Annotated in this window: 16 protein-coding genes and 2 pseudogenes; 7 read left to right on the forward strand and 11 right to left on the reverse strand. The window is 71.2% G+C overall.

The window, feature by feature from the left end:
* The first annotated feature begins 285 nt into the window (after positions 1-285).
* A complete protein-coding gene (locus CHF15_RS38280; protein WP_143681725.1) occupies positions 286-1,647 on the forward strand; it encodes a tetratricopeptide repeat protein in 1,362 nt (453 codons plus the stop codon).
* A gap of 136 nt (positions 1,648-1,783) precedes the next feature.
* On the opposite strand, the gene CHF15_RS38285 is transcribed toward CHF15_RS38280, so the two are convergent.
* A complete protein-coding gene (locus CHF15_RS38285) occupies positions 1,784-5,851 on the reverse strand; it encodes a carboxypeptidase regulatory-like domain-containing protein (RefSeq protein ID WP_089228574.1) in 4,068 nt (1,355 codons plus the stop codon).
* Between the two features lie 658 nt (positions 5,852-6,509).
* Between CHF15_RS38285 and CHF15_RS38290 the strand changes: the two genes are divergently transcribed.
* Positions 6,510-7,124 (forward strand): hypothetical protein, encoded by a 615-nt coding sequence (locus CHF15_RS38290; protein WP_245939267.1) that lies wholly within the window; start codon positions 6,510-6,512, stop codon positions 7,122-7,124.
* A gap of 195 nt (positions 7,125-7,319) precedes the next feature.
* On the opposite strand, the gene CHF15_RS38295 is transcribed toward CHF15_RS38290, so the two are convergent.
* The 3 genes and pseudogenes from CHF15_RS38295 to CHF15_RS46505 form a co-directional block, all read right to left on the reverse strand.
* Positions 7,320-8,351: a methyltransferase gene (locus CHF15_RS38295; RefSeq protein WP_089228557.1), complete on the reverse strand. Its 1,032-nt coding sequence runs from the start codon at positions 8,349-8,351 to the stop codon at positions 7,320-7,322.
* A gap of 257 nt (positions 8,352-8,608) precedes the next feature.
* Positions 8,609-8,927: pseudogene (locus CHF15_RS46100) on the reverse strand (toxin Doc); the annotation flags it as partial.
* Between the two features lie 10 nt (positions 8,928-8,937).
* On the reverse strand, positions 8,938-9,066 hold the full coding sequence (locus CHF15_RS46505) for a hypothetical protein (protein WP_265737425.1): 129 nt from the start codon (positions 9,064-9,066) through the stop codon (positions 8,938-8,940).
* 417 nt (positions 9,067-9,483) lie between these two features.
* Between CHF15_RS46505 and CHF15_RS38305 the strand changes: the two genes are divergently transcribed.
* Complete coding sequence (locus CHF15_RS38305) at positions 9,484-10,083, forward strand: hypothetical protein (protein WP_089228558.1); 600 nt, start codon at positions 9,484-9,486, stop codon at positions 10,081-10,083.
* A gap of 110 nt (positions 10,084-10,193) precedes the next feature.
* On the opposite strand, the gene CHF15_RS38310 is transcribed toward CHF15_RS38305, so the two are convergent.
* Positions 10,194-10,892 (reverse strand): SDR family NAD(P)-dependent oxidoreductase, encoded by a 699-nt coding sequence (locus CHF15_RS38310; protein ID WP_089228559.1) that lies wholly within the window; start codon positions 10,890-10,892, stop codon positions 10,194-10,196.
* Positions 10,893-10,986: 94 nt separating this feature from the next.
* Positions 10,987-11,889, reverse strand: a complete 903-nt coding sequence (locus CHF15_RS38315; protein ID WP_089228560.1) for a helix-turn-helix transcriptional regulator — start codon at positions 11,887-11,889, stop codon at positions 10,987-10,989.
* 145 nt (positions 11,890-12,034) lie between these two features.
* Between CHF15_RS38315 and CHF15_RS38320 the strand changes: the two genes are divergently transcribed.
* Entirely contained in the window at positions 12,035-12,475 is a 441-nt protein-coding gene (locus CHF15_RS38320; RefSeq protein WP_089228561.1) for a nuclear transport factor 2 family protein, read from the forward strand.
* Positions 12,476-12,525: 50 nt separating this feature from the next.
* Here CHF15_RS38320 and CHF15_RS38325 read toward each other — a convergent pair whose 3' ends face one another.
* The 4 genes from CHF15_RS38325 to CHF15_RS38340 form a co-directional block, all read right to left on the reverse strand.
* Entirely contained in the window at positions 12,526-13,629 is a 1,104-nt protein-coding gene (locus CHF15_RS38325) for a hypothetical protein (RefSeq protein WP_089228562.1), read from the reverse strand.
* 82 nt (positions 13,630-13,711) lie between these two features.
* A complete protein-coding gene (gene fabV / locus CHF15_RS38330) occupies positions 13,712-14,926 on the reverse strand; it encodes an enoyl-[acyl-carrier-protein] reductase FabV (protein WP_089228563.1) in 1,215 nt (404 codons plus the stop codon).
* 270 nt (positions 14,927-15,196) lie between these two features.
* Complete coding sequence (locus tag CHF15_RS38335; protein ID WP_245939268.1) at positions 15,197-16,282, reverse strand: hypothetical protein; 1,086 nt, start codon at positions 16,280-16,282, stop codon at positions 15,197-15,199.
* Positions 16,283-16,341: 59 nt separating this feature from the next.
* Positions 16,342-17,529, reverse strand: coding sequence for a bifunctional class I SAM-dependent methyltransferase/NUDIX hydrolase (locus CHF15_RS38340; RefSeq protein ID WP_089228565.1), 1,188 nt, complete (start codon positions 17,527-17,529; stop codon positions 16,342-16,344).
* 307 nt (positions 17,530-17,836) lie between these two features.
* Between CHF15_RS38340 and CHF15_RS38345 the strand changes: the two genes are divergently transcribed.
* The 3 genes and pseudogenes from CHF15_RS38345 to CHF15_RS38355 all read left to right on the forward strand — a co-directional run.
* Positions 17,837-20,200, forward strand: a complete 2,364-nt coding sequence (locus CHF15_RS38345) for a glycosyl hydrolase family 95 catalytic domain-containing protein (protein ID WP_089228566.1) — start codon at positions 17,837-17,839, stop codon at positions 20,198-20,200.
* A gap of 157 nt (positions 20,201-20,357) precedes the next feature.
* The gene (locus CHF15_RS38350) at positions 20,358-21,413 is read left to right on the forward strand and encodes an MBL fold metallo-hydrolase (protein WP_089228567.1); all 1,056 of its coding nucleotides are present in this window, start codon (positions 20,358-20,360) and stop codon (positions 21,411-21,413) included.
* Positions 21,414-21,564: 151 nt separating this feature from the next.
* Positions 21,565-21,720: pseudogene (locus CHF15_RS38355) on the forward strand (VOC family protein); the annotation flags it as partial.
* A 76-nt stretch (positions 21,721-21,796) separates the two neighbouring features.
* On the opposite strand, the gene CHF15_RS38360 reads toward CHF15_RS38355, so the two are convergent.
* Positions 21,797-22,059 (reverse strand): zinc ribbon domain-containing protein (locus CHF15_RS38360; RefSeq protein ID WP_143681726.1); only part of this gene is annotated, 263 nt, incomplete at its 5' end.

Raw genomic sequence — 22,059 nt, forward strand, 5'->3', positions numbered from 1 at the left:
CGTGCGGAGTACGGCCCTACGGCCCGGTCGGTGCTGCCAGGGCATTGCAGTGGCGCGGGGCGGCGTGCAGCCACCGAGAGGTTGGCGCGTACATGTATGGACGGTGACCGTTGGCCCCGCCGCCGGCACGAAGCCCGCCCTTCACGGATCCCGCACGAACCCGCCATGCGCAGGAGGCAGTTCGTTCCACGGCCCGCAGCCCGTATGGGCTGCTCCGAGCGGCCTGGGGCGGTGTCGGCGGCGGTGCCGGCGGCGGTGTCGGTGGCGGGACCTAGGGTGCCCCGCGTGAACATTGACGATCTTGTGTGGCAGAAGGACTGGCACGGCGGTGTCCCACCGCGGCTCGTGGAGGAGATACTCGAACGCGGCGGCCTGGAAGTGCTGGTGGAGGCGGCGCGAGAGCGCGGCGACTGGTTCTGCGCGGAGGGTGCCGTGCGCGGCCTGTGCGCGGACGGGGAGTTCGCGCGCGCCTGGGCGGTAGTCGAACCGTTCACGGCCACCGGATGGCAGCCCGCGATACGCGCCGGCGCCGACGTCCTGCTGCGCTGGGGCCGCGTTGAACAGGCACTGGAGCTGGCGCACCCCCCGGGCCCGGGCGCGGAGCCCGGCGACGCGTGGCCCGACTACGCCGAGGTTCTGGTCGGTGCAGGGCGGGTGGACGAGGCGATCGACGCGCTCGTACCGTACCTGGGCGAGCGGGGGGTGCTGCAGGCCCTGGTGAGGATCACCGAGGGCCAGGACCGCGATGACCGGTTGCTGGAACTGCTCACCCCGGTCGCCGAGGAGTTCAGCCGCGATCCCCGGCAGTGCGGCATCGGCGACCTGTGGTACGCGCTGTCCGCTCGAACCACCGTCCTGGAGCGTTCCGGCCGGGCGGACGAGGCCATGTCGCTGCTCGGCGCGGACGTGGCCGCACGTCGGTACGGGCCGGAGAACACCGTCGACTTCCACGCCGAACTGCTCGCCCGGCATGGGCGGATCGAGCCGCTGCGCGAACTGGCCACCCGCACCCGGAATCCCAAGGCCGTCCGCGCATACGTCACGACCCTGGAGGACCTCGGCAGGGCCGCGGAAGCCGAGACCTACCTGCGTGGCTTCCACGACCCCGCCGCAGGCCCGGACAACTTCATGGTGGCACTGCAGGAATTCCTGATCCGACAGGACCGCCTCGACGAAGCCGTCCAGGTGGTGGGACACACCTTCGACGACCTCTACGAGAGCCTCCTCCAGTCGACCATGATCCTCATGGCCGAACAGGGACACCCCGACAAGGCCGTCCAACTCACCGAGGGACGCAGTCCCGAGTTCCTCGAGGAGAACGAGAGGTACTGGCTCCGGTCCAACCGGTGGTGGCTGATGGGCGAGGCAGGGCGCAGCCGGGAAGCCATCGCCGAGATCGAGGCGCTTCCGCCGGACGAGGTGGACGACCTGGAGGTCACGATCGCCTGGCTGCTCGCGCGGGACGACCGTACGGAAGAGGCCGTCGCCCTCCTCCGTCGGTGCCCCGGCAGCCAGGCGGCGACCGACCTGGCCCGCCTGCTCGTACGGCAGGGCCGCTGCGCGGAGGCCGTGGCCGTCATCCCCGATGTGAGCACGCAGCGCGCGGAGAACCGGCGCCTTCTCGGGAAGGGGAAGGAGGCCGAGTAGGGCCGACGGAACGACAGGGCACAGGCGGCGGCCGGCCCCCGAGGGGGACCGGCCGTCGTCGTGCCGGGGGCGGCGTCCGGGGGTGCGCCGACGGCCCGTTGCCGGGGCCGTCGGCGCCGTTCCGGCGCTTGCCCCGTTACTTGCGCTTCAGGGTGAAGTTGGCGGTGACCGTCGCTCCCTTCTTGAGCTTCACCGTCGTGACGGTCGGCTGGTAGCCGTCCTTGGCGACGATGACGGTGAGCGGGTTGTTGCGGACGTCGAGCCACAGTCCGTACGTGCCGTCGGCGGACGTGGTGAGCGTGTAGCTCGCGGCCCAGCTGTCGATCTGTACGGTCGCCCCGGCCAGCGGCGCGGTGCCGCCGGTGGCCTTGTTGCCCAGGACGAGGCCGCTGATCTTGCCCCAGGTCTTGGGCGGGTCGACGTGCAGGCTGACCGGGATGCGCGGCACGGCGTACGGCGTGTCGGTGCCCACGCTCAGGCCTGCGGTCAGGTCACCGGGCTGGGTCACCGAGGCGGCCGAGGCGTCCAGCGAGACCGCGACGGTCGCACTGGCCCCGGGCTGCAGGGTGAGCTCCTGGACGCTCTCGCTCATCCAGTCGACATCGCTCGCCCCGCCCTGGTCGTAGCCGGGCAGCACCTCGACCTTGCTGATCGGCCTGCCGGGGGCGTTGCCGCCGCCGACCTTGTAGAAGCCGGGCGCGCCGCCGCCGCGGTAGGTCGCGACGTTGGCGTTGGGGAGGGTGCCCCAGGTGCCGGACTTCGGGTCGAAGGCCTGGCCGCGGTTGGTGAGGGCGTTGTTGCCGACGCCGCCGACCATCAGCAGACGGCCGTTGGCCGCGGCGTAGGAGGTACCCCACTGCGGGGCGGGGACGTCCGCGAGCTGGGACCAGCTGTCGGCACCCGGGTCGTAGACGTAGGAGTGGACGACGTCGTTCTCGCTGGCGCCGAGACCGCCGGCGCAGTAGATCTGGTCGTCGATGGCGCCGCACGCCTCCCACGAGATGGGCTCGGGGTAGGCGGCGATCTGGGACCAGCTGTCGGTGCCCGCGTCGTAGACGCTGGCGTCGGTCGTGCCGCAGAAGTCTCCGCCGCAGCCGCCGATCATGTACAGCTTGCCGTCCAGGACGGCCGTGCCGGAGCCCGCGTAGGGCTTGGGCGCGGACGCACCCGTGGTCCAGCTGTCCGACGCCGGGTCGTAGATCTCCAGCTTCGCGTCCGGGGAGCCCGACGGCCCCCAGCCACCGACCGCGTAGAGCTTGCCGTCGATGAACCCGTGTGCGGGGTCCTCACGGGTGTCGGACGCGCTCGCCAGCTTCGTCCAGCTGCCGGCGACCGGGTCGAGGACGTACAGGTCCTTGACGTCGGCCGATCCGTTGTAGCCGAAGGCCGAGTAGACCTTGCCGTCCAGCGTGTCGACGGCGTTGTCCATGAGGGCGCCCGGCAGGTCCGGGGCCGTCTGCCACGTGTCGTCGGCCGGGGCCGCCGCGGTCGGGCCGGCCTTGGCGGCGGTGTGGGCCTTGCTGGACAGCGGGTTGAACTCACCCTTGACGGTCTGCAGGGCCGCGCCCTTGGCCTGTTGGGTGAAGCCACCGGACTGTTCGCCGAGTTTGACGGTGGCGGCGGCGCCGCCGGTGTTCTTGACGGTCAGGTTCTGCGTCTTGGAGCCGCCCCAGGCGACGGAGTCGGAGACCGAGGCCGGAGTGATCGTGATCTTGCCGGCCTTGAGCTTGAAGTTGGCCTGGACGGCGCTGTCGGCGCCGACCTTGGCGTTCTTGGTCAGCGAGGTGTACTTCGCCTTGGCCGCGGTGAAGGGGTGGCTGCCGAAGGCGGTAGAGACGAACGAGTAGTAGCCGTCGGGCAGGTTCGGGTCGTCGGGGGTGGCCGCCGTGGTGGTCTTCTCGGCCGGCTTGTCCTGGCTGGTGACGGTGGCGCCGACGATGCCCGTACCGGTGTTGGCGTCGGTCACGGTGCCCACGACCAGGCCGGCGGGGATGGCGGTCAGCTGCCGGTCACCGACGAAGACGTCGTCGACGGCCCACCACCAGCCGAAGCTGCCGGAGAAGTGGAAGCGCAGCTGCACCTCGGGCTTGCCGGCGAAGTCGGACAGCGAGGCCTCGATGCGGTCGCCGGTGATGTCCGATCCCGGGGACCAGATCCTGGTCCAGTTCTTGCCGCCGTCCGAGGTGGCCTCCACGACCGCGGACTGGCCGCCGTACTGCTTGTACTCGGTGTTGAAGGCCACCTCGGGGTCGTTCTTCCCGGTGAAGTCGTAGACCGGGCTGAGCAGTGAGGTGTCCTGGGTGGCGCCACCGCCGAAGTGGTCGCTGTCGATGACGGCGAACGCGCCGTCACCGCCGGTGTGGTTGCCGCGGTCGCCCGGGTCGTCGAACTCCCAGCCGCCCGTGGTGCCCTCGGCGTTGTCCACCTTCCAGCCGGAGGGCGGGGCGTCGGTGGCGTCGAACGGTTCGTTGGTGCCGGTCACGTCGACGCGGTAGCCGGGCGGGTTCCCCGTCCAGGAGTCCGCCGGGACCGCGATGCCCACGGTCTGCGCGGAGTCGCCGACGGTGACCTTCTTCTCGACGGCCTTGTAGCCGGGGGTCGCCGAGGCGACGTGCAGGGTGTAGGAGTGCCCCTCGGGCAGGTCCAGGCTGTACGCGCCGGTCGCGGGATCGGTCCACACCACGCCGGGGACGCCGTCCGCGGTGATCTTGGCGTAGAGCGGCCAGCCGTGGCCGGAGCCGTCGGTGACCTTGCCGGCGATCGTCTGGCTGGGTACCGCGGTGAGGGTGAAGTTCTTGGTGACCGTGGCGTCGTCGTCCACCACGACCCCGTCGGCCGAGCCGCCCGCGTAGCCGAACGCCTCGACGGAGACGTCGTAGGTTCCGGTGGGCACGGTCAGCGAGTACGCGCCGGAGGCGTCGGTGTGGGCGATGCCGGTGCCCGCCGTGACCGTGGCACCGCTGACCGCCTTGCCGGTGGCGCTGTCGGTCACGGTTCCGGAGATCACGCCGTGCGCCCCGGTGCGGAACGCGGTCAGGCCGGCGGGCGTGCCCAGGCCGGTCGGGCCGTCGAAGCCCTCGGCGCCGTTGCACAGGTACGACGGGGAGCAACTGCCGTTGCTGCCGGTGGTGATGTCGTTGATCCCGGTGCCGGCCTCGTACGGGTACGCGTTCGGGTACGAGCCGGCGACGGGGGTACCGGCGGCCGCGTACACCGAGGCGATGATGGGCGCCGAGACGCTGGTGCCGCCGTAGACCGCCCACCCGTTGTGGCCGTAGGTCTGGTAGACCGCCACGTCCTCGGCGATCGCGGAGACATCGGCCAGTGCCCGGTTGTCACACCCGGTGTCGTGCTGGAAGGCGGGCTTGGGCTCGTACAGCGAGCAGCCGGAACCGGCGAGGCTCCAGGCGGACTCGGTCCATCCGCGGGCGGTGGACGAATCGCGGGTCAGCGTGGTGCCGCCGACCGCGGTCACGTACTGCGAGGCGGCCGGGTAGCTCACGCCGTAGCCGTAGTCGCCGGTGGACGCGGTGATCGCGACGCCGGGGTGGTTGTAGTGGGCGTCCAGGTCCGTGGTCTCGGACGGGTCCTCGCCGTTCCCGCCGCGGTAGTCGGTGCCGTAGGAGTTCGACACGTACTTCGCGCCCATCGCGACCGCCTGGTCGACGGCGGCGGACAGGCTCTCGAAGCTGTTGTCGTCGGCCTCGACCAGCAGGATGTGCGCGTTGGGCGCGGTCGCCGAGACCATGTCGAGGTCGAGCGAGATCTCGCCGGCCCAACCGGGGTCTGGCACGGGGTAGTCGGTGCCGCCGCGCTGGTCGACCTTGCGGAAGCACCCGTTGTCCGTGGTGCAGGCCGGCAGTCCGAACTGGGCCCGGTAGACGGCGAGGTCCGCTTCGGCGGTCGGGTCGTCGAAGGCGTCCACGATGGCGACGGTCTGTCCGGCGCCGCCGTCGGCCGGGAGGTCGTAGGCGCTCTGCAGATCGGCCGCACCGTAGCCGGCCGGTGTGTCCACCGCCGGCATCAGTCCCTTGACGGGCTTGATGTCGGTGCGGCGCAGGGCGAAGCAGCTGAAGTGGCCGGGCTTGGCCGTGTCACAGGTGGGTTCGAAGGAGCGGCGGACGCCGGTGGCCGCGGCGGATGACTTCGCGCCCGTGGCGCCCGAGGCGGCCAATACCGGCGCCTGTATTCCGAGCACCGCCATGGCGGCGGCGCCGAGGACCGCCAGGCCTCTGGTCACCGTCCGGCGGAGGTTGTGGGGGGATTTCGCTGGTCTGCGCAACGTGACTCCCATGCGTGCTTGCAGGGATCGAGCCGTTGTACGGCTCCTGGCGACGGCGGACGTCGGAGCGTTCGCCGGAGCCCATTAGCGAGATCCGCTCTGTCCATGTCAATAAGGAGCCTGAGGCGACTGATGTGACCCAACGTCACGATGCGAGTGCACAACGTGCGCGCAGCGTTGCGGTTTTTTGATGTTTTTGGGTGAAAGGCATGTTCCTTTGTGTTCGCTGAGTGAAGGCCGCGCTTCGCCCGTTCAAAACTGTTCACTGGGCGTATCGGGGGCGTGTATACGACACACGACGCAAAGCCGCCAGCACCCACAGGGCGCCGAATCAGGCACCCGGACGGACATCCGCGCTGGTCGGCTCGGCTATGGGGGCCAACTCGGCGGCGCCCGGGGCCACGGGGCCGCGAAGTCCCTTTGCCAAGCCTTTCCCTGCCGCTCCTCCCCCGTCTCCCGCAGGTCCAAGGCTCCGGCGGCGCCCCGCCAACCGGGCCAGGCTTTCATGATCGTCCGGCATGGCGCCGGGCCCGCGAGGTCCGGGGACTGGATGCTGACAGCCGGACAGGCAGGAGACGATGTGGACGATCACAGCACTCGTGGAGCCCGGAAAGCGGTATCCGCCGGCGGGGGTCCTGACGCCTCCGGGCAGTCGGGGGTCATCGGCCTCGCGCTCGCCGCCGTGTTGACGGCGTTCCTGGCGCAGGGATCCTGGCAATGGTTCGCCGTGTACATCGGATTGACGCTGCTCGCGGTGATCTTCACCTTCTACCGGCTGCCGACGTGGACGCCCGGGCTGCGATCGGCCTACGTGCGGAATCTGGTGGCGTACTCGCTGGTCGTCGGTCTGTGCGTGGCGATCACCTTGGCCCCCATGATGCAGCGCTGGGCGTGGCTGTTCCCGATGCCGGGCACCCGCAGCCGATGCGCCGCGCTGGGCACCTACGAGAGCATCCGGACAGAGGCGGCGCTGGCGAACCTGGCCGATCGCGCGGGTGCCGCCCTCCCCCAAGCGCAGGCGGTCCAGAGTCATGACGCCGTCGCCGGCTGCTTGTCCGCCACCACCACCCTGTGGCTGCCCGTCTACGCGGCCGGAGCGGCGCTGCTGGTGGGACTGGGCGCGTGGTTCATCGACCGCGTCCGGGTGAGGGGCGAGACCGCCGCGCCCCGGCCGAACCGCCCTCAGCAGGGCTGAACGGCTCCGCCGACAGCGGACACCGCCGGCCCCCCGCACCCGTCAGCGGGCGCAGGCCGTGCACCCGCCTGACATCGGGAGACCTCCGCCGGCCCGGGTGCGTGACGTCACGCAGCGCCCGGACCCCGCACCGGCGTCCAGGTGCCGGACGCCGCCGCGAAGGCTCCGCCGGGGGCGCCTACTCCCCCGCAGGGATCAGCTGGCCTCCAGTTCAATGATCTTGAACTGGAATCCCGTCGGGCTGACGGCCGTGCGCCGCCATCCGGATGCGGCGAAGAGCGCGTCGAATTCGGGGAGATCACGCTCCTGCCCGGGCAGCATTGCCAGCATGTGCATGTCCGCGAGGGGCTCGAAGCCGGGCGCTCCGATCTCCCCGATCACGTTCTCCACGACGACGACCCGAGCGCCCGGCCGTGCGGCGGCGCGGCAGTTCTCGAGGATCCTGACGCAATCGGCGTCGTTCCAGTCGTGCAGGACCATTTTGAGGAGGTACAGGTCGGCCGGCGGGACGGACTCGAAGAAGTCCCCGGTGACCGCGGTGAACCGGTCGGTCAGCCCCTGCTTCTCGGCCGAGGCCCGCGCCGCGGCGGCGGCGTGGGGCAGGTCCAGGCTCTGGCCGTGAAGGTTCGGGTTCGCCATCAGGAGTCCCTGCACCAGCGCCCCCGTGCCGCCGCCGACGTCGACCGCGACCGTGGTGCGGGTGGTGTCGAGCGCCCGGGCGAGGTCGCGATTGAGCTGTTCCGACATGCCGGACATGGCGACCGAGAAGAGTTCCGCCTCGGCGGGGTTGTCGCCGAGGTAGCTGAAGAAGTCCGTGCCCAGCGCGCTTTCGATCTGGGTGCCGCCCTTTCGGACGGCCTCCGGGAACCGCTCCCAGGCACGCCAGTGCGAGGGGCCCGCCCACGTCAGGGCGACCTCCCGCAGGGTGTTCGGCGCCCCGGTACGGAGCAGCCTGCTGAGCGGGGTGTCGGAGAACCGGCGTTCACCCTGGTGCTCCACCAGGCCGAGCGAAGCGCAGGCGCGCAGGAGCCGATAGGTGGTGGCGGGATCGCTGGACTCCCGTTCGGCAATCTCCTCCGCGCCGAGGGGCCCATCGGCCAGGTGGTCGGGGATGGAGAGGTCGACTGCGGCCCGGACGATCTGAGTCACCCAGTAGCCGCTGAGCATCTGCATCAGAACGCCGGCGCTTGCGGCTTCGGAGGATGAGTTCTGGCGGTTCTCGGTCATCGGCAAGCACACCAATCGGAACTTGTTTAATGGTCAACCAACTGTAGCCCGGGCCGGGACCCCGAACGCGTGCCCCTTACATCAAAAGCGCACAATCGTGGACTATTCAGCAGAGCGTCGGCGAAACGTCCACGGCGGTTCACCATCCGGGTCCGACGCGAGCCGAGGACCCCATGCGTCGCGACGGGAACGTGCGGGTGCGAGCACGAGGCCACCGAGCGGGAGGCGCCGCGGAACGCCGCCCGGGTAAGGCGGCGAGCCATCAGGTCCTTGCAGAGCTCGACGAGTTCTCCGTAGGGGGTGCTCAGGCCCTCTCCGATGGCGTGCATGAAGGCGATGACCACGGCGCAGGCGTAGCGGGCGTTGAGCGCCGGGAGGGGGCGCAGGAGGAGGGTCTGCAGGAGGGCGGCGGCGCGCCAGCCTGCGTCCGGGTCGACGCCGAGGCGGGGCGGGTCGACGCGGTGGCGGGCCAGCGCCACCACGAGGGCGGAGAAGTAGCTGATGACGTGCTGGTCGGGCAGAGCCTGCTCGCTCGTACTGACGGAGGAGCCAGGGAACGTCGACGTGGAGGACGGGGCGGCATGGGTCAGGCGGCCCGCCCGGTAGAGGTGCGTGCGGGGCCGTCGTCGATGCCGGCCGCTTCGATGGCGGCGGCGAGGGCGGGCTCGGCGAACGTCTGCTGGAAGGCGGCCGCGGCCGCGCGCAGGGCCTTCATGGGTGTACCGAGGTACCCGGCGGTTCGGCGGGCGGTTGTGCGGTGCTCGCCCGTGGTGATCGGTGCCGCCGGGCCGGCCCGGGCGCTTCCCCGATCGCCGCACTCATCCCCAACTGCCCCCCGAGCGCGGCGACTTCGAGCACCTTCCGTGCAGGTGGGGGCGCCCCTCGCCGACGCATTGTCCGACCTCCGCACTACACTCACCGCGCGTGGCTCCTCCTGCCCAGCGTGCTGCCTCTGCACGTACCGGTAAGGGGAGCCGGACACCTCGGGATCCCGTCCGGGGCGGCGAAGTCAACGCGCCCACCGCTTGGCCATGTGACGTCCGGTCACCACCCGGCCGTGCGGTGCGCTGTGGCGTCGTCGCGCCCAGGGGGTCGCCGAACTGTCCACGGCTACATGGAGAAGGGAAAGAGCGTGAACACCGAGAAGGTTGCAGCCCGACGTCTCACGGCTGAGGAGGTTTCGGAGCTGGGCCTCCAGGACGAGATCTTCGTCGCGGCAGAGATGGACGAGCTTCGGCTCGCCTGCTACGCACCGGCGACTCTCACCAAGTCGGGCAAGAATTTCGAGGGCGGATCCTTCACCGCGAGGACGATCTTCGGCGACGAGATACACGTCCTCCCGGACAACGCCGAGGAATCCGGGATATGGGTCGCGGACAAGGCGGGGGAGGAGATCGAGGTCCTCCAGACCGCCGGCGTCCTCCTCAACCTCGCCCTCTTCGTGCCCAACGGGAACCGGGAGTCCCTGGAGGCGCTCTACGCCGCCGCCAGGGAGGCGTTCGGCGCGGGAATCGTTCAACGCTGGGACGAGGAAGTCGTCGCGGTGCCGGACGTCAAGGTCGACCTGTTCGAAGAGCCGGCCCGCGGTCGGAAGGGCACGGGCGGCCAGAACCGCGACCGCCGCGCCCTGGACATCTACCCCACCCGCGTGCGCTTCATGGAGGCCAGCGCCGGCTGGAAGTTCGTCCTCGAAGTGCACCAGGAGCACGTCGACGACACGCCGACGATCTGAGCCGACGCCCCCCAAGGCGTCCTCTCGGCACGACGCCCCCTCCGGAACGGAGGGGGCGTCGTGGTGTCCGGCGCGCCAGGCGCCACCGGGGCTGCCGAAACCACGTGGCGTCAGGCGATACCGCCGTTCAGTGTGAGGTCGATGCCGTTGGCCATCGGGTTCTCGAGCAGGAACAGGCAGCCGTCGACGATGTCCGCCATGGTGGCGAGCCGCCCGGTGAGCGTCATCTTCCGCGCGCCGTCCTGCAGTTGCTCGTTGTCCACGACGAAGGGACTGTCCACGATGGCCCACGGGTGAAGGGAGTTCACCCGCACCGGCGCCAGTTCGACACTCAGCGTGCGCACCAGGCCCTGCACCGCGGCATTGACCGCCGTCAGCGTCGTCGAACCCGGATACGGGAAGTCCTTGGCCATGCCGCCGAACAGCAGCACCGAGGCGTCCGCGGACATCCGGGGATACAGCGTGGTGACCACGGCCGTGTAGCCGACGATCTTCGTCGTGGCCAGGGTCGTGGCCGTGGCCACGTCATAGGCGCGGGCGGTGTTCATGTCGCGGACCATGCCGACCAGCGCCACACGGTCGACGTGCCGCACCGACGCGAGGGCGGCTTCGATCTCGGCCGGACGGCTCAGGTCGAGTGCCAGGCCCGTGACCGTACCGCCGGTCTCCTTCGCGAGTTCCTCCGCCACCGTCGTGGCGCGTTCCCGGGTGCGCCCGGTGATCAGGACGTCCGCGCCGCGCCGCGCGTACTCCGCGGCCAGTGCCCGCCCTGTGCCCTGCGTGGCTCCGACGACAAGTACCGTGCTCATTTCTGCTCCCCATGCGGTCTGCGAGAGCCGCCTGCTCTCACACCAGCCAGACGCTCGTCGGCCCCCGCGGGTTCTGCGGCGGCAGTCATCTGTGTCAGGTGCGCACCGGGGCCGTTGTCGAGGGGTCGCCCGCGGGTACGGTGTGCTGCTCCGGTCCGCTCGTGGCGGACCCGACGGCGAGCAGCTTCAGGGCCTCCTCGGCAGCGGTGCCGGGCGGCGCGCTGTAGACGACCACGCTCAGGCCGCTGTCGTCCGGCAGCCTCATCGTCTCCTGGTCGAGTTCCAGGTCGCCGACGAGCGGATGGGTGAGACGCTTCGTGCTCTCGCGGAACACATGGACGTCGTGGGATCCCCACAGCACGCGAAAGGAGTCGCTGCGGGTGGACAGTTCACCGATCAGGTTCGTCAGTTCCCGGTCATGCGGGTGTCTGCCCGCCTCCACGCGCAGCGCGCCCACGGCGAAGCGGGCCATGCGCTCCCAGTCCACGTAGAACCGCCGGGCCTCGGGACTGAGGAAGGCGAACCGCGCGACGTTCGCCCGGCAGGTCGGATCGGCGTACATCTGCGCGTACAGGGCCCGCCCGAGCGGGTTCGCGTCCAGGGTGTCCAGGCGGTCGTTCATCACGAACGCCGGCATACCCGGCATTCCCTCGACGATCCGCGCCACGCTCGGGCGCACCGTGGGCCGGGGCTCGCGCCGCGATGCTCCGGGCGCGGGGCCCGCGGCGCGGGCGAGGTCGTAGAGGTACATGCGCTCGGTGTCGTCGAGGCGCAGTGCCCGGGCGAGCGCGTCCAGCACGCTGTCGGAGACGCCCTTGAGATTGCCGCGCTCCAGGCGCGTGTAGTACTCGACGCTCACCCCGGCGAGCGTGGCGACCTCCCCCCGGCGCAGTCCGGGCACCCGCCGCTGCCCGTACGTCGGCAGACCCGCCTGCTCCGGGGTCGTCCTGTTCCGTCGGGAGCGGAGGAAGGCGCTGACTACGTCCCGGTTGTCCATGGGAACAGGGTAGGCAGGCCGCGCCGGCCGTGGGGGTCCCTGCCGGTACCCCTCACGGCGAGGACTCCCCCGCCGCGGCCGTCTGCCGTTGCATGGTGTGTGCCCGGATCCGCCGGGAGTCGAGCCGACCGAAGGGACACCCAAGATGAGCAACGGTACCGACGCGGTGACGCAGAGCCCCGCGGACGTGGTGCGGGGGCTATACGCATCGTTGAGCGAGGGAGACGTGCCGGGTGTCCTGGCCAGGCTCGCCCCCGAGGTGATCGTCGACGAGCCGGAACAGCTCCCGTACGGCGGAGTGCACCAGGGCCGGGAGGTGTTCGTGCGGTCCGTCCTCGGCGCGATGATGGGCTACGCCGGCGTGGCCATCAGCGCCGCCGAGGTGTTCGAGGGCCCGGCCGGTACCGTCGTCGGAACACTCACCGGAACGCTCACGGCCCACACCACCGGTGAGGAGTTCCCCCTGACCATCGTCGAGATCCACCAGGTCGAGGACGGCACGGTCCGCAGGATCGACGTCCACACCAAGAACCCCCACGAACTCGCCGCGTTCTACGCGCGAGCCGAGGCGGGAGTCACCCGCTGACGGCGGCACCTCGGCGCCGGGCGGTCCCAGGGCACGTGGTCGGGGGGCGGTCAGGGGCGGGCCCACACCTGCAGTGTGGCCCCGGCGTCGGCGGTGGTGTACCAGGTGCCGTCGCCGAGCGCGGTCGGGAGGCCGGTGACCGGCAAGGGGTACGTGATGCGCCTCGGAGCGTGTGCCCCCGAGGTGTCGGTCAGCCAGTGCCGGCCCTCTCCCCATTCCTCGTCGCTTTCGACGGAGGAGGTGATGGCATCGGTCTCGTCGAGGAAGCCGCCGGCGTAGTCCCAGTAGGGCTCGGCCTCGTCGTTGTCGGGCTCCGTGCCCGGATGCCGCGCGATGGCCGACCCGGCGTCGATCTCCGCGAGGACGGAGCCGTCTTCGACGTCGAGTACCGCGAGGCGGTCCTGGTCGTGGGTGACCGTCATCAGTCGGCCGCCCGAGGGGCTGACGCCGATCAGCACCAGGTCCCGGCCGCCGAAGTCGTCCATCGTCAACTGCCGGCCGTCCCAGCGTCCCCAGCGCAGCGGCGAACCTTCCTGTCCCTCGCCAATGCTCAGACCCATCTGCCGAGGGTCGGGGTGAGGCACGTGCACGCTGCCGGCGGCAGCGGCCCGGGCGTCGGCGCGGGCGAGCACCGTGCCGTCTCGGGGGTCCAGCACCAGCCACTCGTCGCGGGAGTCATCGTCCGGCGCGCCCGGGGACAGCGGTCCCCGTACATGGGCCCAGATGAGCTCTCCGTCCGCGGAGAAGCCCGCTGAACCCTGTTCGGCGTAACGGTGGTTCCGCTCGCCGGCGTACTCGTCGAACGACCGGTGCATCTCCCGGCAGGCCCGGTGCCGGCAACCGTGGCGCACCTCCCATCGGACCGCTCCCCCGGGCTCCACGGCCCGCACGGCGTGCGTCCCGGCGAAAACGGCCAGGCTCCCGTCCGGTGCCGCCGTCGACCGTCCGAAACGGCGCGGCCACGGTGCGGGGAAGCGGGCCGTCTCGCCCCCGACCCGGAGGGGGTCGTCCTCCAGTGCGTGGACCACGATGTCGTCCTCGCAGCGCTGCAGCAGCATGCGTCGGCCGGGCGGGCCGAGCACCTCCAGCGCGTCGGCACGGCCTGCCGGAAAGGGGACGGCCAGCGCGGCGACAAGGCGGGCCTGCAAGGGCATCGGGTTCTCCTGGAAGGCGGTGAGGCTTCGCGAACACTACGTCACGCCGCCGCCAGGTGCCCCGGCCGGCCGGCCCTCGAGGTCAGGGGGTCTGGCCCGGCCAGGGGACGTCGGTGGCCACAGGGGCCGCGTAGTCGACGCCTGGCACGGAGAATCCGTACAGCCGCCGGACCTCGGCGTGGAACCAGTCGAGGTCGGCGAGGCCGCCGATCGTGTCGGTGGTGGCGGCTTCCCAGCGGTCGGCGACCGCTGCCTGGACGTCGTCGGCGAGTTCCCAGGTGTCCAGGCGGATCCGGTCTTCGTCGTCCGGCGCGAGCGGGGAACGGCCGGTGAGGTCGTCCCACAGGGCGGCGAGTTGACGGACGGGCGGGAGCATGTCCTGACCGAGGACGCCGCGCAGCAGGCCGGTGTAGAGGGCGATTCCGGGGATGGCGGTCGAGGACTGGGTGACGGCGGCGCCGTTGACGCAGGTCACCGCGCGCCCGCCGACGGTCTTGCCGAGCCGCTCGTCCAGGGTGCGGGCGGTGGCTTCCAGGTGGGCCTTGGCCACGCCGATCGTGCCCTGCCGGTAGATCGCCGCCGTCAGCGGCGACCCGATGTACGACAGTGCCGCGGTGCTGAAGCCCTCGGCGAGCACGCCCCGGTCGCTGAGGTGGTCGATCCAGCGTTCCCAGTCCGCGCCGCCCATCACGGCCACGGTCTGCTCGACGTCGTCCGGCTCGGCCGGTCCGGTCTCGACCTCGCGGACCTCGGGAACGCCCTGGTCGTCGAAGACGAGGGTCTTGGTGAGGTGCGCCCGCCCGATGGGCTTGAGGACGGAGGCGTACGTGGTGCCGGTGTCGGGGTCGGTACGGCGGGGGGCGGCGACCGAGTAGACCAGGTGGTCGAGCCTGCCGCCGAAGCGGCGCTCGACGAGGTCGGCGACCTGGTCCTTCATCGTGTCGGAGAACGCGTCGCCGTTGAGGAAGACCAGGTCCCGCCCGGCGGTGCGGGCGATGTCGGCGGTGGCGGCGGTGCGGTACCAGCCGGCGGTGGCGGTGCGTCGTTCCGTGGGGGCCTTCTCGAAGGACACCGCGATGCCTCGGATGCCGGCGCGCTTGAGTCCGGCGAGGGTGGCGGCGAGGCCGTATCCGGCGGAGGAGCCGATGACCAGCGCCACGGGTCCGGGGCCCTGCGGCGCGTCCGCGGGGTCGGGACAGGCCCGCCACATGTCGGCCACCGACCGCCGGCAGCCCTCCGGGTGGGAGTCGAGGAAGAGGAAGCCACGGTTGCGGGGGGTCAGAACGCGCTCGTTCAAGCTGGCAGTCCTTGGGTCGGCCGGGTGGCGGCGCGGCGGCCGGCTCGGTCACCGCGTGCTGCCAGTCTGCGGCAGCGCCCACTTGGGAACCGGCTTTGCCGGGGACAAAGATCGCTGGTCGGGCTTGGAGCGTTTCCACCACGTGCGGCCGCCCCGGTGGGGTGGGCCTCACCCACCGGGGCGGCAAGGGCCGCTTCTGCGGGAGGTGCGTGCGACAGGCCCGGCGGCGCTGCGGCGGTGCGTGCGCGGCCGGGCCCGTCCGGCCTGCCGTCACCCGCCGGTGCGGCCCCAGCGGGCGAGGCTGCCCGCGTCGGCCGGCAGCTTGCCGTCCTCCGTCCTGGCGGCGGCGATGCCGCGGGCGAGTTGGAAGGCGGCGACCGGGTCGCGCTTGTCCGTCCACGGTTCCGCGCCGCACCACGGGCCGATGAGCCGGAACTGCTCGAGGGCGGCGGCGTGGTCGCCGTTCTCCCCCAGGTAGTACGCGAGCAGGTGCCGAAGGCGCGGCAGTGCCTCGGCGTCCTCGGGCACGTGGCTCAGCGACCGGGCGACCTCCGCCAGGATGCCCTTGACCTTGGCCGTGGTCACGGGCGCCGAAGCGCCGTGGCGTTCGGTGAGTTCGGACAGGGCGTGCAGGTAGATGCCTGCCAGCGGGCTGCCCTCCGGAGCGTTGCGCACGGCGCGCTCGGCGAAGTCCATCATCTGCTTGTCGGTTCCGCACCACTTGGCGCACCAGTACTGCAGGGCCTGCCAGTGGCCCGAGTAGTGGTGAGGGGCGCGTTCGACCAGGCCCTCCCACAGCGTGTTGAACTGCATGCCGCGGTACTTGAGGGGACGTGCGGTGGTGATCATGACGACCCAGGGCCCCGGATCGCGCGGCGCGAGCTCGGCGGCGTGCTGCGCGGCCTCCATGGCAGCAGGCAGCATCTGCCGGAAACGCTGCATGCGCTCGGGCGAGACCTGGTTCACGTACCCGGGTCCCCGGATCTCCCATGCCCGGTGCACGAGCAGTTGGGCATGCAGTGTGGCGGCGTCGCCGTTGTCCGGGTCCTTTCGGCGCCACTCGTCCAGCCAGGCGTCGTCGTGCCCGGCGATCTCCTGCAGCACTTCCAGCCGGTGCCAGCGCTCCGCCCATTCCTCCCCGGCGCGGTCCACGTACGAGGCCGCCGTGCGCCAGTCACCCGCCCACGCGGCGTCCGCGACCGCCTGCATCTCCTCGACCCGGCGAGCGGGCGTGGGCGGGCCGGCCCGTCCGGCGTCGAGCATCGCGAAGGGCACCATCCCGTACTCGGTGGGGTCGAACTGCGTACGGACCCACCGCGCGAGGCGGGCTTTCTGCATGAAGGCGAAAGGGTTCACGTCGGAGATCATCCAGACCACCGTCACCCCGGGCAACCCATTAGCCTTCGCCCCTGACCTCACGCCTCTTCGCCGCGGGAAGCCGAGGTGTCGCCCGGATGAAGGGGGTGGAGCCGGGCGGGCGGGTGCTCGATCGGCAGGCCGGGGCGCCAGGTGGTCAGACACTGGGCGCTCGGGATGAAGAGGCCGTCGGGGAGCCGGTCGAGGGGCCACCATCGCCAGTCGCCCACGCTCTCACCGGGCTGATCACCCGGCTCGCCGTCCCATGCGGTGATCACCGCGGCGACCGTCGCCCGCACCGTGCCCCTGACCTCGTCCAGGAGCAGGCCGAGCAGCTCGACGTCCTCCTCGCGTACGGTGCACCCGGTCTCCTCCTTCACCTCGCGGGCCGCCGTGCCCGTCAGCGACTCGCCCCGCTCGACGGAACCGCCGGGCAGTTCCCACGTGCCCCGCCGGTGCCGGCCCAGCAGCAGGCCGCGGGGGCCGTGGAGGATCGCCCCCACGCCGAGGGCGGTGTTCGGCGGCGGCGGATCGGCAGTGCGGTTGCGGCTGGTGACCCGGGTGCGCCGGCGTACGTGGAAGAGGCGGCAGGACGTCGGAACGTCTTCGTCCGGGGCGTCGAGGGTGTCGATCCGCTCGACGACGAGGCCGTACTCCTCCAGCAGGTCCTGCCACAGCTCCGGTGCCAGGACCCACATCTGGACGGTCAGTTGCCCGCCGCCCGCCAGAGGCAGGATCTGCGGGCGTGCCGTCACGGTGCTGGAGGGACCCTGGCCGTCGGAGTCGGTGTGCAGGACGGAGAACACGAGCCTGCCGCCCGGTACCAGGGCGCCCGCGACGGCGGGCAGCAGCCGGTGCGGGTCGATGTACGCGAAACCGTGGACGGAGTAGATCACTTCGTACGGATCCGCCCGCCTCAGATGGTCGACCGCGTCCGCGAGGACCAAGCGCAGCCCGGGCACGCCCGCGTAACGTGCCGCGGCGCGCTCGTGCTGGGTGGGCGAGGCCTCGACGGCGTCGACCACGGCTCCATGGGCCAGGGCGAGGTGGGCGGCGTGCCGGCCCAGGCCCGATCCGAGGTCCGCGACCCTCCGGCCTCGTACGTCGCCCAGGACGTCCGCAGCGCGCCCGTCGGGCCAGAACCCCCAGGAGATCTCCTTCACGTCGGGGACCTGCGTGCCCCGTTCCACATGGTGGGCTCCGTAGACGGTCCAGGCATTCGCGTTCGTCGCTTCGGGATGGTCCACGGTGCAGTCCTTCCCCACCGCGGGGTCGTCGGACCGTCACGGATGCGAGGGCGCGCGCCGGTTGGTCGCGCTTGGGATGTACGCGGTGTCTTCCACCCCACCGCCAGACATCCGATCTCATCGCGTCGCGGAGCCTGCAACTACCCGTCCACGATGGGGAAATCGCTAGCCAAAAGGGCATAAGTGCAACAACCGCGGAAGCAAAGATCGGGTTAATCTGTCGACGGCCGTTGACATGGGCGAAACAAGTTGATTATTTATGAATACTTTTTGTGGGCTCCTGCAACCCCGGAAGGGAACCCTTGCCGTGTCCGCTTCTTCCCGTCGTGACTTCCTCCGCATCGCCGGTGCCACCGGCGGAGGCCTCGCCCTGTCGGGCGGCCTCTACCCGTTCGCCGCGCACGCCGCTCCCGCCCGCCCGTCCAGCGTGGACATCGTCCCGGAGGGCAAGGCGACGTCGATCTGGTACCGCACACCCGCCAACGAGGCGCGCATCATCCAGGAGGCCCTGCCCGTCGGCAACGGCCGGCTCGGCGCGCTCGTCGGCTGCGATCCGGCGGACGACTTCCTCTACCTGACCGACGGCGCGTTCTGGACCGGCGGCAGCAACGACACCCTCACCGACGACGGTCAACTCCCCTACGGGCCGGATGACTTCGGCAGCTTCGGTCTGCTGGCCAAGCTCCGGATCGCGCTGCCCGGCCACTCCGGCAAGGCGGTCGCCTCCTACCGCCGCCAGCTCGACCTGAGCAACGGCGTGGTCTCCGCGACGTACCAGCACGAGGGCAACCTCCACCGCCGCGAGGTCTACGCCAGCCACCCGGACGACGTGGTCGTCGTCCGGCTCACCGGCGGCCCGCACACCGGTACGGTGTCGCTGGCCGGCACCCACGGGGAGACCACCGCGGGCGGCAACGGGCAGCTCTCCTTCGCCGGGAAGCTGAAGAACGGCCTGCGCTACGCCGCCGCGGTGACCGCGGTCAGCGCCACGGGCCGGGTGAGTGTGGACGGCGACAAGCTGTCCTTCGCCGGTTGCCGTGACTTGGTGATCGTGGTGTGCGGCGGCACCGACTACTCCCCCGACGCCGCCAAGGACTTCCGCGAGCCGGGCACCGATCCCCTCACCGTGGCGCGCGCCAAGATCGCCGCCGCCGCGAAGGTGCCGGGGAACGAACTGCTGAAGACCCACGTCTCCGACTACCACCGCCTCTACAACCGCTTCTCCATCGACCTGGGCCAGTCGTCGGCGCTGCAGCGGTCGCTGGACTCCTGGTCGCGCATAGCCGTGCGGTACACCGACGCGTCCACGCCGGACCCGGAACTGGAGGCCGCCTACGTCCAGTACGGGCGCTACCTGACGATCACCGGCTCCCGCGACTGGCTGCCGATGAACCTGCAGGGCATCTGGGTGCACAACAACAACCCGGACTGGTACGCCGACTACCACACCGACATCAACGTCCAGATGAACTACTGGCTGGCCGACCCGGCGGGCCTCGGCGAGAACTCCCTCGCCCTCGCCCGGTACTGCGTGTCCCAGCTGCCCGTCTGGACCGATGTCACCAAGCGGCTGTTCAACAGCGACCGCAACCGGTTCCGCAACAGCTCGGGCAAGATCGCCGGGTGGGCGGTCGCCTTCTCCACCAACATCCACGGCGGCAGCGGCTGGGCCTGGCACCCCTCCGGCAACGCCTGGCTGTGCAACTCGCTGTGGCGGCACTACGAGTACAGCCAGGACCGCGAGTACCTGGAGCTGATCTACCCGGTCCTCAAGGGCGCGGCGGAGTTCTGGCAGGCGCGGCTGATCACGACCACCGTCAAGGACGAGGACGGGACGTCGCGCGAGGTCCTGATCGACGACACGTCCTGGTCGCCGGAGCACGGCCCGGACGGGAAGGGCAACACGTACGGGCAGGAGCTGGCGTGGGAGCTCTTCGAGGAGTTCACGACGGCCTCCCGGGTGCTCGATCGGGACACCGAGCTGGCCGCCGAGCTGCACGCCATGCAGGCCAAGCTCTACCTGCCACGGGTGAGCCCGAAGACCGGCTGGCTCGAGGAATGGATGACCCCGGACAACCTCGGCGAGGTCACGCACCGGCACCTGTCCCCGCTGATCGGCTTCTACCCGGGTGACCGGATCGCCGCCGACACCAGTTCGCCCGAGCTGCTCGAAGGGGTCCGCGCGCTGCTGACCGCCCGCGGCATGGACAGCTACGGCTGGGCGTGCGCGTGGCGGTCGCTGTGCTGGTCCCGGCTGAAGGACGCGGAGAAGGCCTACCAGCTCTATCTGACGGTCCTGCGTCCGTCCATCACCAACAGCAACGGCACCTCGGCCAACTGGTTCGACATGTACAGCCAGGGCAGTTACACGATCTTCCAGATCGACGCGAACCTGGGCGGTGCCGCCGCCGCGCTGGAGATGATCCTCTACTCACGGCCGGGCGTCATCGAGCTCCTGCCCGCGCTCCCCGGTGCCTGGGCGGCCAAGGGCTCCGTGACCGGCGTCGGCGCCCGCGGCGGCTTCGAGGTGGACCTGGCCTGGCGCAACGGCAAGGTGACCGAGGCGACCGTCCGCAGCACCGGCGGGACCACGACCGAGCTGCGCGCCGGCGGCTTCCGCAAGCGGCTCACGCTCAAGCCCGGCAAGTCCGTGACGGTGCGGATCCCCTAGTTCGTGTCGTGTGGGGGCCGCGCTCCGGGAGCCCGGAGCGCGGCCCTCTCGTAGGTGCGATTGCGCGGGCGTGACCAGCGGAGGAGCATCGGTCTGGAGCCGTCTTGACCGGCGCCGGCGGCTGATCCCCCACGGCGCGAACAGACCTGGAACCGCCATGTGCGACACCACCCACGCCACCCCTCACGACGCGGCGCTCTCCGCCCCGCGGCCGGCGCCCGGCCGTGCCGTGGACCCGATCACCCTCCAGCCCGTCGACGAGGTCCGTGTCACGGTGCTGATGGACAACACCATCGACGCCCTGCTCGTCGGCGACGAACACACCATCAGGGCCGGGTTCGGGCCCGCGGACACGGCGGCCGGCCAGTTCGAGACGGGACACACGGCAGTGGGCCTGCTGGCCGAGCACGGCTTCTCCGCCCTCGTCACGGTCCGCCGCGGCAACCGTGAGACCGTGCTGCTGTTCGACGCCGGTCTGTCGCCTTCGGGCCTGGTCACCAACGCCGACAGGCTCGCGGTCGACCTGGGGAGTCTGCAGGGCGTCGTCCTCAGCCACGGCCACTTCGACCACGCGGGAGGCCTCGGCGGCCTCGCCGCCAGGCTCGGCGCCCGCCGTATGCCGATGGTCGTCCATCCGCAGGCCTGGACCCGTCGCCGCCTCCACACCCCGCAGAGCACCTTCGACATGCCCACCCTCAGCAGGAAGGCGCTCGACGCGGAGGGGTTCGAGGTCGTCGAACGCAGCCGGCCCTCCCTCCTCGTCGACGGAAGCGTGCTGATCACCGGCGAGGTGGACCGCACCACGGATTTCGAGCACGGCATGCCGGCCGCGCACCAGGCGTGGCGAGGCGACCACTGGGAGCACGACCCGCGGGTCATCGACGACCAGGCGCTGGTGGTGCATCTGAGGGACCGCGGCCTGGTCGTGCTCACCGGCTGCGGTCACGCGGGAGTCGTCAACATCGTGCGCCACGCGCGGCGGCTGACCGGGGTGGGACCGCTGCACGCCCTGCTGGGCGGCTTCCATCTGACCGGCCCCGCCTTCGAACCCGTCATCGCCCCCACCGTCCGCGCGCTCCAGGACTTCGCCCCGCGGCTGATCGCCCCCGGGCACTGCACCGGCTGGCGGGCCCAGCACGCCCTCGCCGCGGCGATGCCCGACGCGTGGTCCGCCAGCAGCAGCGGCACCACGCACCGCCTCGTCTCGGCCTGACCCGCCGCCCCCGGCGCAGGACCGGCCCTGTGTCACAGAACACCGGCCGTACCGGTCGACCACTGCGTAACGGTGAGCATCCCGGACCCACGGCACCCCGCACCGCCCGGCGGACCCGGGACCACCCCGCCTCGAAGAAGGGTGACCAACGATGACGGCATCGCCCGCCGACCTCCCCGTGCCCGAGCACGGCCTCCTCCTGACGCACTTCCTGACCGTCCGGGACGTCGCGGTCTCGCGTCGCTTCTACGCGGACGTCTTCGGCGGCGAGGTCGTGATGGAGGAGAACCCGGCGATCGTCAACTTGACCCGGCCCTGAGGGACCGGGCTTGCAGGTAGGTACACGACTGGCTGTCGTGTGCTCTCCCGCATCTGAGCCCCTGCTAGGCAGGGGCTGGGACGCGTGACGCACGCCCCGCAAGCCACGCAGCCTCGCCCTTACGGGCGATGTTGCGGGAAGCATTCAGGTCAGCGTGCGCAACGACGCCGCACGACCTGCACTCGAACCGGGCCTGTGAGGCCCGGTTCCTCTTGTCTGTGTACTGGCACTGTGAGCACTGCTGGCTGGTGTACGCGGGATCCACGTACACCAGGGGCACGCCGTGCCGGCGTGCCTTGTACTCCAGAAACTGCCCGAGCTGGGCGA

It is taken from the genome of Actinacidiphila glaucinigra (assembly GCF_900188405.1).
GTDB lineage: Bacteria > Actinomycetota > Actinomycetes > Streptomycetales > Streptomycetaceae > Actinacidiphila > Actinacidiphila glaucinigra.